This window comes from Acinetobacter entericus, assembly GCF_026168575.1.
In the GTDB taxonomy this organism is placed as follows: Bacteria; Pseudomonadota; Gammaproteobacteria; order Pseudomonadales; family Moraxellaceae; genus Acinetobacter; species Acinetobacter bouvetii.
In genome coordinates this window covers 33,159-48,049 of the sequence record NZ_JAPEQW010000015.1, presented here as the reverse complement: position 1 = coordinate 48,049, position 14,891 = coordinate 33,159, and the positions used below count along the sequence as shown (strand labels likewise).

General features: G+C 48.0%; 12 protein-coding genes. 7 read left to right on the top strand and 5 right to left on the bottom strand.

Annotated elements, in window-relative coordinates; genetic code table 11:
- Positions 1–29 precede the first annotated feature (29 nt).
- On the bottom strand, positions 30–452 hold the full coding sequence (locus OKC24_RS12360) for an NUDIX domain-containing protein (RefSeq protein ID WP_131277714.1): 423 nt from the start codon (positions 450–452) through the stop codon (positions 30–32).
- Positions 453–468: 16 nt separating this feature from the next.
- Positions 469–1,278, bottom strand: coding sequence for a cytochrome C assembly family protein (locus OKC24_RS12355; protein ID WP_130147600.1), 810 nt, complete (start codon positions 1,276–1,278; stop codon positions 469–471).
- A gap of 137 nt (positions 1,279–1,415) precedes the next feature.
- Here OKC24_RS12355 and ffh point away from each other — a divergent pair, with 137 nt between their 5' ends.
- Positions 1,416–2,822, top strand: coding sequence for a signal recognition particle protein (gene ffh / locus OKC24_RS12350; protein ID WP_130147602.1), 1,407 nt, complete (start codon positions 1,416–1,418; stop codon positions 2,820–2,822).
- A gap of 191 nt (positions 2,823–3,013) precedes the next feature.
- Positions 3,014–3,598, top strand: a complete 585-nt coding sequence (locus OKC24_RS12345) for an RBBP9/YdeN family alpha/beta hydrolase (RefSeq protein WP_265465400.1) — start codon at positions 3,014–3,016, stop codon at positions 3,596–3,598.
- Positions 3,599–3,754: 156 nt separating this feature from the next.
- Here OKC24_RS12345 and OKC24_RS12340 read toward each other — a convergent pair whose 3' ends face one another.
- Positions 3,755–4,498, bottom strand: coding sequence for a type III pantothenate kinase (locus OKC24_RS12340; RefSeq protein ID WP_130147606.1), 744 nt, complete (start codon positions 4,496–4,498; stop codon positions 3,755–3,757).
- 15 nt (positions 4,499–4,513) lie between these two features.
- The gene (locus OKC24_RS12335) at positions 4,514–5,275 is read right to left on the bottom strand and encodes a biotin--[acetyl-CoA-carboxylase] ligase (RefSeq protein ID WP_131277712.1); all 762 of its coding nucleotides are present in this window, start codon (positions 5,273–5,275) and stop codon (positions 4,514–4,516) included.
- 27 nt (positions 5,276–5,302) lie between these two features.
- Between OKC24_RS12335 and OKC24_RS12330 the strand changes: the two genes are divergently transcribed.
- The 5 genes from OKC24_RS12330 (at position 5,303) to ligA (ending at position 13,529) form a co-directional block, all read left to right on the top strand.
- Entirely contained in the window at positions 5,303–6,112 is an 810-nt protein-coding gene (locus tag OKC24_RS12330) for a sulfite exporter TauE/SafE family protein (protein ID WP_130147610.1), read from the top strand.
- Positions 6,113–6,258: 146 nt separating this feature from the next.
- Positions 6,259–6,954 (top strand): GntR family transcriptional regulator, encoded by a 696-nt coding sequence (locus OKC24_RS12325; protein WP_130147612.1) that lies wholly within the window; start codon positions 6,259–6,261, stop codon positions 6,952–6,954.
- Between the two features lie 10 nt (positions 6,955–6,964).
- Positions 6,965–10,417 (top strand): chromosome segregation protein SMC, encoded by a 3,453-nt coding sequence (smc, locus tag OKC24_RS12320; RefSeq protein ID WP_131277710.1) that lies wholly within the window; start codon positions 6,965–6,967, stop codon positions 10,415–10,417.
- Position 10,418: 1 nt separating this feature from the next.
- Entirely contained in the window at positions 10,419–11,411 is a 993-nt protein-coding gene (locus OKC24_RS12315) for a cell division protein ZipA C-terminal FtsZ-binding domain-containing protein (protein WP_130147614.1), read from the top strand.
- Between the two features lie 93 nt (positions 11,412–11,504).
- On the top strand, positions 11,505–13,529 hold the full coding sequence (ligA, locus tag OKC24_RS12310; RefSeq protein ID WP_130147616.1) for an NAD-dependent DNA ligase LigA: 2,025 nt from the start codon (positions 11,505–11,507) through the stop codon (positions 13,527–13,529).
- A gap of 66 nt (positions 13,530–13,595) precedes the next feature.
- Here ligA and OKC24_RS12305 read toward each other — a convergent pair whose 3' ends face one another.
- A complete protein-coding gene (locus OKC24_RS12305) occupies positions 13,596–14,681 on the bottom strand; it encodes an SDR family oxidoreductase (protein WP_130147618.1) in 1,086 nt (361 codons plus the stop codon).
- Positions 14,682–14,891: the final 210 nt, after the last annotated feature.

The window sequence follows — 14,891 nt, the reverse complement described above, 5'->3', positions numbered from 1 at the left end:
GAGCCTAAATTCATTCGGCCTGCTGAGGCCTAGGGTTTGGATTGGCTGCGCAAAATATAGCGGATTGCATCTAGGTATTTAGGATGCATTTGGCTGGCATCCATGTCCAGCAGATACGGCGCAGCCATCCAGAAAAAGCTGAAGACATGGCCATAATCATCTAAGGTTTGATATTGCCACTGTTCCGCTAAGCTCAGATCCTGAATATCAACCGCAATAAAATGCCATGACATAGACGCAATCGGTTTCTGGCCGATATAGGTGCAATGCTCAGCCGTTCTTATAATGCCGGACTCTTCAAAAAGCTCTCGAATGGCCGCATCAACAACCGGCTCATTCTCTTCCAGCGTGCCTTTGACCAGCTGAATGCCAGACACCGGATGCTGAAAAACCAACAGCTCAGTTTGAAATTCTGTATTTTTTCGCAGGATAAACGGGCAGACTTTTTCCATAGACGCACCTTTGTATTTAGCGGTTTAAAATCATTTCCAATACAAATTTAGAACCAATAAATCCGACAGCCAATAAAAAGAATCCAATAATGGTAAAGCGGATGGCTTTTTGACCGCGCCAGCCAAATTGATAATGTCCAATCAGCAATGCGCCGTATACAAACCAGGACACGATGCTGAACGCTGTTTTATGCGCTAAATGCTGCCCAAAAAAATTGTCAATGGTAAAGAAACCAAAGCCTAAGGCTAAAGTTAGCAGTGAAAAACCGGCAATCAGCATATCAAACAGAAGTGACTCCATGGCTTGGAAGGGGGGGAGCAAGTTGACCCAAACACGGCGCTTTTGCTTGTTTTTGAGTTCACGGTCTTGGAACCACAGCAGTACGGCGTGAATCGTAGCCATCAGCAAAATAGCATAAGCAGATAAAGACAGAATAATATGCAGGTCGAGGCCGAATGAATTCTGTGAAATGAATAAATCATGTTTGCTGAATGCGAAGCCGAGGATCAGTCCTGTGGCTGCCACAGGAATGCCGATTAAAGCCAGCGGCAAGACTGGCCGATAGGTGCTGAATAAGATGCTGAGAAGCAGCATTAGAGCGGAAGTGAAGGACATAATGTTAAACACATTATAGTTCACGCCTGCAGGTGTCAGCATATCGTTATACAAGACGCCGGCGTGCAGCAGCAGGCCTAAGCTTAAAATTACACCGACAAACCAGTGATTGGGAACACGCTTAGACATTAAATGCATAAACAAATACCAAAAAGATGTGGTGTATGCGATTAATGCTAAAATTGTGTAAACCAAGGGCAGGCTAATCATGTCAAACCTTTTTCAGGATGATGAAAATTCAGAGATGTAAATTCGATGCGAACTACAGTATCCTATAGCATTCTATGCATAAATTTTCTATTTTAAGAAAGATTTTTTTGCAACAACCATTTTAAGCGGATTTTGCAATGTTTGATACCTTAACAGAACGGCTCACGCAGAGTTTAAGAAATGTTACTGGCTCTGGGCAGCTAACCGAAGACAATATTAAAGATACGTTGCGTGAAGTGCGTATGGCGCTTCTTGAAGCCGATGTGGCGTTGCCTGTAACTCGTGAGTTTATCGCGAAAGTTAAGGAAGAAGCATTGGGTCAGGAAGTGATGACTCAGTTATCGCCTGGCCAGGCGTTTGTCAAAATTGTCCATGACGAACTGACCAAAATGATGGGCGAGGCCAATGAAAGCCTTGACCTTGCCGCCAAACCGCCGGTGGTTATTTTGCTTGCCGGTCTGCAGGGTGCGGGTAAAACAACTACTGCGGCAAAACTTGCACGTTTCCTTCAAGAACGTCAAAAGAAAAAAGTCGCGATGGTTTCTGCCGACGTTTACCGTCCAGCCGCCATTAAGCAGCTTCAGACTGTTGCTGGCGAAGTTGGCGCGATTTTCTTTGAATCAAGTGCTGATGAAAAGCCGATTACTATTGCCAACCGTGCCATTGAACAAGCGAAAATTCAATTTGCTGATGTCTTGATTGTCGATACCGCAGGCCGCCTGCATGTCGATGATGACATGATGGACGAAATTAAAGAGCTTCATGCGGCAATTAAGCCAACTGAAACTTTATTCGTTGTCGATGCCATGACGGGTCAGGATGCTGCCAATACAGCCAAAGCCTTTAATGATGCATTGCCGCTTACCGGCGTGATCCTGACTAAAACTGACGGTGATGCCCGCGGCGGCGCGGCGCTTTCAGTACGCGCAATCACAGGCAAGCCAATTAAATTCCTGGGTATGGGCGAAAAGCTGGATGCCTTAGAGCCATTCCATCCGGAACGTGTTGCGCAGCGCATCTTGGGCATGGGTGACGTGCTGTCTTTGGTCGAAGAAGTTGAACGTAAAATCGACAAAGAAAAAGCCGAAAAAATGGCGAAAAAATTGCAAAAAGGCGGCAGCTTCAATTTTGAAGACATGCTGATGCAGTTTGAGCAAATGAATAAAATGGGCGGCATGATGGGCTTCTTGGATAAGCTGCCTGGCATGAGCAATGCCGGGATTCAAGATGCGCTGGCGCAAGCGAATCCTGAAAAGCAAGTGAAAAAGATGGAAGCGATTATCCAGTCGATGACCATCAAAGAACGCCGTAACCCAGACCTGATGAATCCAAGCCGTAAAAAGCGCATTGCAGCGGGCTGCGGAATGGATGTGGTGGAAGTGAATAAGCTGATTAAGCAGCATGCGCAGATGGCGAAAATGATGAAAAAGTTTGCCAATCCGTCAGGTATGGCAAAAATGATGAAATCATTGGGCAATATGCAGAAGCAGTTTGGCGGCGGCGGCGGCATGGGCCCGCTATTCGGCGGCAAAGACCAAAAATAAATGATGATGCGGTAAGTGAAAAAAAGGCGTTTTATACGCCTTTTTTTGTTAATGCCTATTTTGATTCAAATGGCAAATGCAAAAAATATAGATAGGCTTACCCATTAATCCTATAAAAACAGGTCATATTCATGCATCTGGTCTCATGCTATTTTAATAGGCAGCCAGTAATACATAAGAAAAACGCGAACATGAATAATATGAAACAGAAAAAAGTCTATATTGTGCACGGTTACCAAGCTTCTCCGAATGACCATTGGTTTCCGTGGCTGAGCCGGAAAGTGCATGCTGCCGGTCATTTTTCCAAGCGGGTGATGCTGCCGGAATCCAGCCAGCCTAATTTTGAGGTCTGGCAGCAATCTCTCGCACTGCAAATTCCGCATTTGAATGAAGACACCATTATTGTTGTGCATAGTCTAGGATGCGCGGCTGTACTGCATTATTTGACTCAGCATTTTCAGAAGGCTGCAAAAAATATTCAGGCCGGTATTTTTGTTTCAGGTTTTGCTGCGCCTTTATCGGTGATACCTGAATTAAATGAATTTATTGCGGCAGCAAAATTAGACAGCGTCAAACTGCAGACCTCTATGCCTTTGGCCTTTTGCTTATTGTCTTCCAATGACCCGATTGTCCCGCCGCCCTTGACGCTGCAGTTAAGCAATTTGCTAAACGCGCAATGTTTTGAGGTGAAAAAAGCAGGACATTTTATGCGTAAAGACGGCTATAGCGAGTTTCATGAAATTTGGGAGCTGATAAAGCCCTTATTGTCATCTTGAAACGGGCCTTTGGCCATGTTGCTGAATAGAAGATTAGAAAAAATGCGCCAAGGCTTAAGAGCAGGCCTTAATCAATCTTTTCTTAGCTAGAAGGGAATGCAGTTTGCTGAATGCAGAAAAATGCGTGAAAGCATTATGTTGCAAAAGGCAAAAGATTTAGTTTTTAGAGGCCGATAAAGCCTGAATATAAACCTGCAAGCCTTTCAGCAGCAGATCTGTTTCAATTTCAGGCTGGTAGCGCTGCAGATATTGAGCAAATAGTGGCGCATCGCCGCCGGTTAAAATCAGTTTGCTGGGGTATTTATCCATGACTTTTTCAATGGTGCTGAGCAGGCTGAGCAAGATGCCGTGATGCACCGCATCGATGGTATTGCGTCCTGGGCTGAGTTCGTCAAAAGATGCATCTGGAATTTTAATGCCTTTGGTATTTTGGATGAGGGAATCCCGCTGCAGATACAAATTCGGCAGAATATAGCCGCCTAAATGCTCAAAGCCATTGGTCAGGTCAATGGTTAAAGCTGTTCCGCAGCTGATCACACAGTATTTCTGCTGCGGATCATGCACCACTGCCAGCATTTGCAGCCAGCGGTCTATGCCGAATTTAGCGGTGTCTTCATATGCGCAGCGCAGGCCGGAAAATTCTGCATGCACTTTGGCAAAGACAATTGGAATCTCTAAAAACTTGAGAATTTTTTTAATGCGGTCATTGTTCTTTTTGTCCTGCACAGAGGAAACACCAACACGCTGTAAATCAAGGCTTTTAAAATGCTGAATTAAACCCAGCAGCAGCTCTGCAGGGGACTGCAAATGCAGTTCCGCCGCCTGTTCAATGATTTGCCCATTTTCGGTAATCCAATATTTCAGGCGGGTGTTGCCAATATCAAGCCATAAATTCTTCATGTAAGAATCTCTAAATCACTGACCCAATGCGCCGATTCTGCGCAAGCGGCCTTGAAAAAAGTGTTCAATGCCGTTTTCATTGCGGATTTCTATAGCGCCGTCGCTGCGGATACCCCAAAATATGCCTTGGCTGATGCCCTGCAAATGTTCAATTTCGACCGCTTCGTCTTTAAAGGCCGCATAATGATTGAAGCGGGCCGCCAAATTGCAGCTCTCATGATTAAACCATTCACCGGCCTGCTGAATCGCCAGATACAGTTCGGCAGTCAGCTTAATGCGGTCAAATCGGGTCAAACCCAGTTCTGTCAGCGAGGTTACGGCCTGATCTATCCCTTCTTTAGGCAAAGGCAGCACATTCAGTCCAACACCGACCACTGCCTGATGAGCATTCAAGGGCTCAATTAAGATGCCGCCCCATTTCCCAGCTGCGCTGTACAGGTCGTTTGGCCATTTTACCTGTAAATTTAAATGCTGCAGGCTCGGCATTTGCAGGATATTTAACGCAATTTCCAGCGCTAAACGGCCGTCAATAGCTGTTCGGGTATTGAGCAATGTGCTTAAATAGATGTTGCCTTCCGGCGACACCCATTGGCGCTGACGCTGTCCGCGCCCCTGCGTTTGCCGAACACTGGTGACCAGGACTTGCTGTACGCCTTTGAGCGCAATCTCCCGAACATCATCGTTGGTGGATGCGGTCACGGGTTTTAAGAGCAGCACTTCAGGAAGCTGATTTGCATCGCTCAGCATTTGCTGCAGTAATCGAGTCTCTAAATCCATTTGAATCTGAGAGTTGTGGAATAATTGATGGAGTTAATCATATATTTGCTGATCGGCGCAATCGCTGGTTTTGCTGCGGGCTTATTTGGGGTAGGCGGCGGGTTAATAATTGTCCCGATTCTGTATATTGTTTTTACCCAAATGCATTACGATCCGTCGATTATTATGCATATGGCGCTGGGCACTTCTTTGGCGACCATTATTGTGACTTCAATCAGTTCGGTCAGCGCGCATCATAAAAAAGGCGCAGTGCTGTGGCTGGTATTCCGCAATTTGGCGCCCGGTTTGGCGCTGGGCGCATTTCTGGGTGCAGGCATTGCAGACTACCTTTCAGGGCAAGGCCTGCAGCTGCTGATCGGCTGCTTTGCCATTTGGGTGGCATTCAAAATGTTCAGAGGCGCGGGTGTGGCCGTAGACCCGCAGCGCCGCATGCCTTCTGCTCCAATGCAGCTGGCTGCCGGCGGAGGGATTGGCATCGCCTCAGCCATTTTCGGCATTGGCGGCGGCAGTCTGACCGTGCCGTATCTCAACCGTCACGGTGTCGTCATGCAGAAAGCCGTGGCGACGTCTGCAGCGTGCGGCCTGCCGATTGCGGTTGCCGGCGCTTTGGGCTTTATGTGGTTTGGCAAACAGGCCGATGTTGCTGTGCCGAATACGATTGGCTATGTGCATATTTATGCTTTTATTGGCATTAGCGTCATGAGTTTTATCACTGCAAAACTGGGGGCAAAAGTGGCGCATATGCTGTCTCCAGAAATGCTGAAGAAATGCTTTGCCTGCCTGCTGACCGCTGTAGGCAGCTATTTTATGTATCAAGGCCTGAGCCAGCTGTTTTAAAAACCGGTAGGCTGAACTGCGGATTGGCTTTATAGACATAAGATTGTCTGACAATGTCATATTTAATTTGCCGGAAAACCGTTTAAATGAATGCAGATTCGGAGAAATCTAAATTTGCATTTTTATAAAAACAAGACGGGAACAGCATGCAGCCACAAAATGCGGAAAGTTTGTCAGAACAAATCGCTAAGCATATCAGTGAGCAGATTATTCGCGGCGAACTGGTGGAAGGGGAGCGCATTCAAGAATTGCGCATTGCCTCAGAGCTGGATGTCAGCCGGGGTTCAGTGCGCGAGGCATTGCTGATTTTAGAGCGCACCCAGCTGATTGAAATTTTTCCGCGGCGCGGCGCGATTGTTTCTGAAATGTCAGCGATGCAAGTGCGTTCCCTTTTTGATATGGCATCCTTGCTGCTGGGGCAAATTGTGCACCGGATGGCTGAAACTTGGCGCAGCCATGAAGCCGAGCGCATTCAGCTGCTCTTAGAACAATTAAATATTGAAACCAGCCAAGGCCATACCGAAAAATTTTATGATTTGATCTTTCAAAGCATGGCGCGCCAGCATGAAATGGTCGGCAATCCGTACTTGATGCGCTATTATCAAGAGCTGCTGCCGTCGTTGCGCCGCAGCTATTTTTTAACCTTAAATATCTCGCGCCGCGAGCTTCAGGAATCTTCTGAGCTGTTTAAGCTGGTAAGCGATGCAGTTTTAATCAGAAAGTCACAACAAGCTGCTTTATTTATGGAAGATTTTTGTCGACACTTGCGTAACCTTGTGTTGGAATCGCTGACACGGATGAAACAAATTGAACTCGCGTGGGCTAGACGCTCACGACGTTAATCAGGACACTATGCGTTTAAGCAGTTTAAAACTTTCAGGCTTCAAATCTTTTGCCGACAGTACAACTTTACAATTCAAAGATAACCGTACCGCTGTAGTTGGGCCGAATGGCTGCGGAAAATCCAACGTCATTGACGCCATCCGCTGGGTGATGGGCGAATCCAGCGCGCGCCAGCTTCGCGGCGGCAGCATGCAGGACGTGATTTTTACCGGTACGGCAAAGCGCAAGCCTGTCGGCATGGCCAGCGTAGAACTGCGCTTTGATAATACCTATGGCAAGCTGGGCGGCGCATATAACGCTTACAGCGAATTAGCCGTGCGCCGTCAGGTTAACCGCGACGGCAAATCTGAATATTTTCTGAATGGCGCCAAATGCCGCCGCCGTGATATTACCGATATTTTCTTAGGCACAGGCCTAGGCCCGCGTTCATATTCCATTATTGAGCAGGGCATGATTAACCGTTTGGTTGATGCTAAGCCTGAAGAAATGCGGGTCTTCATTGAAGAGGCCGCCGGTGTGTCACGCTATCAGGCGCGGCGCCGTGAAACTACGCAGCATTTAGAGCACACCACGTCCAATTTATCTCGTTTAGAAGATATTGCATCAGAGCTGAAATCACAGCTGAAGACCTTAAAGCGCCAGTCTGAAACAGCGGTGCAATATAAAGAGCTCGAAACGCAAATCCGCACCATTAAAATTGAAGTGCTGTCTTTTCAGTGTGAGCAAAGCACTCGTCTGCAGCAGGAATATACCGTGCAGATGAATGCGCTGGGCGAAAGCTTCAAGCTGGTGCGGTCTGAACTGAATACTTTAGAGCATGATTTAACCTCCACCAGTGAGCTGTTCCAGCGCCTGATTCAGCAGTCGACACCTTTGCAGAATGAATGGCAGCAGGCTGAGAAAAAGCTCGCTGAATTGAAAATGACGCTGGAGCAGAAGCAGGCTTTATATTCACAAAACTCTGAAAGCTTGGTGCAGCTGGAGCAGCAGAAATTTCAAAGCAAAGAGCGCTTGCAGCTGATTGATTTGCAGCTGGAAACTTTGCATGCGCAGCAGGAAGAATATGATGAACAGCTGAAGCTGCAGGAAAGCCAAAGCCAAGAGCGGATACAGGGTTTCAGCGATTTAAAGGCGCAGCAGTCTGCGGTGCAGCAGCAGTACGAACAGGTTAAGGCGCAGGTGGAAAAGCAGCAGCAGCAAAAACTGCAGATGCTGGCGCAAAGCGAACAGCTGACAAAGAACATCAGCCGTTTAGAACAGCAAAAGGACACTGTAAAACAGCAGTCCCTGCAAATTCAGCATCACGCACAGCAAGATGAACTGGAGCAGCTGGAACAGCTCAAAGTACAGCTGCAGCAGATTTGCGCTTATAAAGAACAGCAGATTGCTGATGTAAAGCAGCAGTTAGAACAGTTGACTGATGAATTGACGCAGCAGAAATCACTGATGCAGGAGCTGAAATCTGAAATTCAGGTGCTGCAGTCGGAACAGAAAAACCTCAATCAATTGCTGATTAAAGCCAGTCCAAAAGTTCCGGCAAAATCCGCGCGCTTAATGCAAGCGCTGCAGCTGTCTGCACAGGGCAAAGCTCATGCGCCGCTGATTGAAAAATATTTGGCGAAGTGGCTGCATGCGCAAGTGCTCAGTCAGGCTGATGAATTTCAGGACAGCGTTGCGCGCCAGCTGAAAACCGATTCAAAAACTGCAAGAATTGACTTGCCAAAACTGGCTTGCCTGGCGGATTGGGTGGATGCGCCGCAGTCTTCTTTATGGCGGCAAGTGGCGGTTGCAGAGAGTTTGCAGGAAGCTTTGACCTATCAGGGCCAGCTGCAGGCGGGCCAGTCTATTTTGTCTTTAGACGGCTATCAGGTCGGTTCAGACTGGGTGATTGGCCTGCATTATGATGAATATAGCCAAGCGGGCCAGGGTGCCCTAAGCCACCGCATCCGTTTAGACGAAATTGAGCAGGCTCTGGCAGAAAAATTGCCAGTATTTGTGCAGGCGGAAAGTGGTTTGCCAACGCTGCAGGAACAGGCGCAGCAGCTGCAGCAAGCGCTGCAGGCAGAACAGGGGCAGTTGAAAAAACTGCAGCAAGAACTGCAGCAGGCGGATGTGGCTGTGGTTAAAGTGCAAAGCGCGGCGCAAGCATTTGCTGTTCAGAAGCAGCAATTGACCGATCAGCTGATGCAAGTGGAAGCGCAGCTGGAAGAAGACGCCATGCAGAAAGATGATCTGGAAATTGATCTGCACGCCTTGAATATGAAGCTGGAATTGGCGCTGCCGAATTTTAAGACGCTGCAGTTTCAAGTGGAAGAATTGACCGGCCAGCTGGAAGATTCGCAGCAAGTGACGCAAAAGGCGCAGCAGGAGCTGGAACTGGTTCGCCGTCAAGCCTTGCAGGCTAAGCAGCAAATAGAGCTTCTGGAAAAAGATGCTGTATTCTTAAAAGCGCAGCGCCAGCAGATTGCGGCGCAAATGGAGCAGGCGCAGAAATTTGTCGACCCCGCGCAATTGGAACTGCCAAGCCTGCAGTCACAATACGCAGAACAGTCAGAAGCCACTGAAAAGCTGCAAAAAAAATGGGCAGAGTGGCAGCTGGAGCTGAACAATGTGCAGTCTAAGCAAAAAGAGCTGACCGAACAGCGCCACAGCCAGCAGCAGCAGGATGAAAAGCTGCGGTCAGAATTGGAACGCAAGCGTTTGGCTTGGCAAGCCGCGCAGTCAGACCTGCAGCATTACAGTGAACAGCTGAAAGAGCTGAACAGTGAGATGCTGACAGGCTTGAGCCTTGATGTTGCTTCACATCAGCAGAAACTGGAAAAAGCCCAGCAGCAGTTTGATAAATTGGGCGCAGTGAACTTGGCCGCGTCTGCTGAATATGAAGACGTTTTGAAACGCTATGAAGAACTCAGTCATCAAATAGAAGATTTGGAAAAAACTGTCGAGCAGCTGCAAGGCGCCATGAAAAGCATTGATCAGGAAACCCGTAAGCTGTTCATGACCACTTTTGATCAGGTGAATGAAGAGCTGCGGGAGCTGTTTCCGAAAGTCTTTAATGGCGGCGAAGCAAGTTTAAGCCTTGAAGACGGCTGGCAGTCCGGTGTAAAACTGATGGCGCGCCCGCCGGGCAAACGCAACAGTTCGCTGGCTCTGCTGTCTGGCGGTGAAAAGGCCCTGACAGCGTTGGCATTGGTTTTTGCTATTTTCAGACTGAACCCTGCGCCATTCTGCGTGCTGGATGAAGTGGATGCGCCTTTAGACGATGCCAATGTAGGGCGGTTTTGTAATTTGGTAAAAGAGCTTTCTGAACAGGTTCAATTCATTTACATTACACATAATAAACTGGCGATGACCATGGCGACTGACTTGCTCGGTGTGACCATGCCGGAACCGGGAACTTCAAAATTAGTGACTGTGAATTTAGAGCAGGCAAAAGAATACGGTTTAGTTGCGGAGTCATAACATGGAAATCACCACAATCGTTGGGATTGTTGCTGCTGTCATTTTGATCTTGGTTGGCCTTAAGCTGGTCTTGAAAAAGCCATCTGATGCGGCGCCGTCGCTGGATTCGGAGCTGCATATCGACCCTGACAGCCAGCAGCCAGTGATCCCGCGGCATGTCCGCAGCCAGCTGAGCGCTGCGGAGCCGTCCTCAGCGCAGCGCGTGGAACCGACCTTAGCGGATGCAAAACCTGAGCCGGCTGTGCAGGCGGATGCATCAGAAACGTCTGAGCCTGCGCAAGCAGTTTCAGAACGTAAAACGGAAGATGTCCAGCCTGAATCGGCTGCTGCGCCATCAGAAGAAAAACCGGCTGAAGCGGCTGCACCGCAGACTGCAGAGGCAATTCTGACAGCCGCGCAAAGCGCCAAAAAGCCCCATGATGCTGCGCTGGACAAAGCCGCGCCAGAGTTAAGCCTGAATCAAATTGAAAAAGCGGAAATCAGTGAATTTGAAGATGAAAGCAATATTTTAGATGCGCATCTTTATGAGCAGAAACTGGTGGATGATGAAAGCGCGCTGGCGACTGCAGAAACGTATATTGCATTGAATGTCTATCCTGATAGTCGCGCGCTGTCAGGTGAGAAAGCGCTGAAAGTACTGCTGAAATATGGACTGCGCTTTGGTGAAATGGCCTGTTTTCACCGCTATAGCGAAGATGGCGGCAAGCTGCTGTTCTCTGTGCTGCAAATCAGCAATGATGGCGCAGCCGCAGGGTTTGATTTGGAAACGCTGTCGACGGAGCAAGTGAAGGGTTTGGCTTTCTTTTTGGCCTTGCCGCACAGCGATGTGCAGATTGCCTTTGATACCATGGACAGCATTTCTCGTCTGATTGCCCGTGAAATTGAGGGCACGGTGTATGATCAGAACAATCAGGAATTTACGCCGCAGCTGCGTGAACATTGGCGCCATCAGGCAATCGATTACCGTCCAGGTCAGGCGGTAGCGGAAGCTTAGCATTGAAACTGCCGCTGCTGATTTTTATAATGGCGGCAGATTAAGAATTTTTTTGAGGGCGGAGAATTTACCGCCCTTTTTTATGGTGAAACTATGACACAGCAAAACACTGTTGTTGCGCAAATGCGCCAACTGATTCAAATTCTGGCCAAGCATAATCATGCTTACTATGTGATGGATCAGCCGACAATTGCTGACAGTGAATATGACCAGTTATTTCACCAACTCAAAGCATTGGAAGAGCAGCATCCTGATTTAGTGCAGCCTGATACGCCGACAAATACGGTAGGCGCAAAGCCGTTATCCAAATTTGCCAATGTAACGCATGCTGTGCCCATGCTGTCTTTAGGCAATGTGTTCAATGAAGAAGATTTATATGCGTTTGCGCGCCGCGCAGAAGAGCGTTTGCCGAATCAGAAAATTGAATATGATGTTGAACTGAAGTTTGACGGCCTAGCCATTTCACTCTGGTATGAGCATGGGGTGCTGGTGCGCGGCGTAACGCGCGGCGACGGTGAAACAGGAGAAGACATTACCCAAAATGTGAAAACCATCCGCAATTTGCCTAAAGTCTTAAGTTCAGAAAAAACAGCGGTGCCTGAATTGCTGGAAGTGCGCGGTGAAGTCTTGATGCCCAAAGCGGGCTTTGACAAACTGAATGCGGAAAATGAAGCCAAAGGCGAAAAAACTTTTGCCAATCCGCGCAACGCTGCAGCCGGCAGCCTGCGCCAGCTCGATCCTGCAGTTGCGGCCTCGCGGCCTTTGGCATTTTATGCCTACGGCATTGCGCAATGTGAGCCGGATCATGGTCAAAGCACCATGTCCGCGAGTCTGGAATGGCTGACCCAGTTTGGTTTTGCAGTCGGTGAGCGCCACTTTATTTGTGACAGTATTCAAGATGTGCAGGCGGCTTATGAGCAGATCAATGCCGAACGTCCAACTCTCAGTGTTGAAATAGACGGCATGGTGATTAAGGTGAATGATCTGAAACAGCAGCAGACTTTAGGCTTTTTAAGCCGGGAGCCGCGCTGGGCGACCGCTTATAAATTCCCTGCGGTGGCGGCCTTAACCACGGTAGAGAATATTGACTGGCAAGTGGGCCGTACAGGCGCCTTAACCCCGGTAGCGCGCTTGAATCCTGTTGCTGTAGGCGGTGTAACTGTTTCGAATGTGACCTTGCACAATATCGGTGAAATTCACCGTCTGGATGTGCGCATCGGCGATACAGTCAGTGTATACCGCAGCGGTGATGTGATTCCGAAAGTGGAAAAGGTTTGGCCTGAATTCCGTCCAAATGATGCTGTAGAAGTGCATTTGCCTGAATGCTGCCCAGTCTGTTCATCGCCTGTGGTGATGCCGGAAGGGGAAGCTTTGGCGCGCTGTTCAGGCGGCCTGTACTGCGCGGCGCAGCGTATTGAGGCGATTCGCCACTTTGTTTCACGCAAGGCTTTGGATATAGAGGGCTTGGGCGACCGCTGGGTAGAGTCGCTGCTGCATTTGGATTTGCTGCAAAATGTGGCGGATATTTACAGCCTGCACGAACACCGTGAACAGCTGCTGACCATTGAAAAGATGGGGGAAAAGTCTGTTCAGAATTTAATGGATTCGATTGAGAACAGCAAGAAAACCACCTTGGCTGCATTTATTTACGCGCTGGGGATTCGCGGCGTAGGTGAAACCACAGCACGCATGCTGGCCAATACGTTTCAGACTTTGGATGCGCTGCGGAATGCGGATATTGAAGCGTTGAAGAAAACTCCTGATGTCGGCGAGATCACTGCAGAATGGATTGTGGATTTCTTTCAGGCGCCGCACAATCTTGAAGTGGTTGATCGTTTATTGGCTGCAGGCATACATTGGGATGCGCCTATTGCGCCGACACGTCAGCCGCTTAATGGTGAAAGCTGGGTGGTGACAGGAACATTAAGTACCATGGGGCGTGATGAAGCAACTCAGCGTCTTCAAGCCTTGGGTGCGCGTGTCAGCGGCAGTGTTTCCAGTAAAACCAAATGTGTGGTTGCGGGTGAAAAGGCTGGATCTAAACTGGAAAAAGCTGAAAAGCTAGGTGTGCCTGTATTGAATGAACAGGAATTCTTGGCATTTCTAGAGCAGTACTAAAGGCCTGCTCTGAGATTAAATTAAAAAAAACCGCCAATAGGCGGTTTTTTTATACAGCAGATTGGACTAAGGAATATATTTCTTCACCACACCATCATCCAGCAGCTGCTGAAAATGCTCAACCAGACTGGTTTCAATATTACGGTAGTGAATGCCTAATTCTTTTTTGCTTTTATCGGCATTAAAGTAAATCGGATACCCCATATTCAGTTCTACAAAAGATTTGGAAAAGCCAATGAAAGGGCCCAGCAGCTTGAATGCTGCTTTAGGCAGCTGATTGCGCGGAAAGGGAAATTTATTGCCAAAACGCTGGCGCAGGATTTTACCCATCTCCAGCAGGCTTAAGGTCCCGCCGCTGATAATATAGCGGTTCTCTGCCTTTGGATTAAAGGCCGCCTGCAGATGCGCATCTGCAACGTCACGCACATCGACAATGCCGTTCCACATGGGCGGAACACCCGCCAGCGTCATGCCGTTGGCAAACTGCTGCAGAACTTCGACGCTGCCAGACTGTGTGCTCGGCGTAAGCGATGGGCCAAGCACCAGCGCAGGATTAATGCAAACTAAATCCCAGCGCGTTTGCGCTTTTTGCATGTCCCATGCTTTACGTTCAGCCATGACTTTAGAATACGGATAAGGCTGATGCGTTTCGGAACTGGTGGTATTCCAGTGTGATTCATCAAATTCATTGTTGGCTGTCTGCCGGATATCAATGGCATCGCCATAGGTCGATGCAATGCTTGAGGTGACGACCACACGCTTGACCGATTCAGTTTTGTTGACACTGTTCAGGACATTTTCAGTGCCTAAAACAGCGGGTTCAATAATGTCCTTAACGGCATCTTTATAATTGGTGACCACAAAAGGCGAAGCCATATGCAGAACAACTTCACAGCCGTGCATGGCCTGGTCAAAAGAACCCGGCTCCAGCAAATTGGCTTGAAACAGCTGCAGTGAGCCTGAACTTTGATTGGCGATTTTTTCGAGGTGGGCAAAACTCTTTTTCTTATTCAGATCACGTACTGTGGCATGAACCGTATGCCCTTGCTCCAGTAAACTTTTAATTACCCAGCTGGCAATATAGCCTGTGGCGCCTGTAACGAGTATCGGTGTTGTCTTGGTATTCATGTTCTTCAACTTTAATTGACGCATTTTTTATCATATTGAGAATATTTAGTTTTGTCTTTGATTAATTTGAAAAAATATATTTTTATTATTGAGTTTAATGTGCTCTGAATTCAGCAGAAATCTCATGAGAGCGCTGCAAAAGCGATTTTTTATTGATTTCAAAAAACGCTAAGATGGGATGAATGCTGGATAGACAAATAAAAGGATTGGGGCGTCATTGAGCGTTAAATTCAC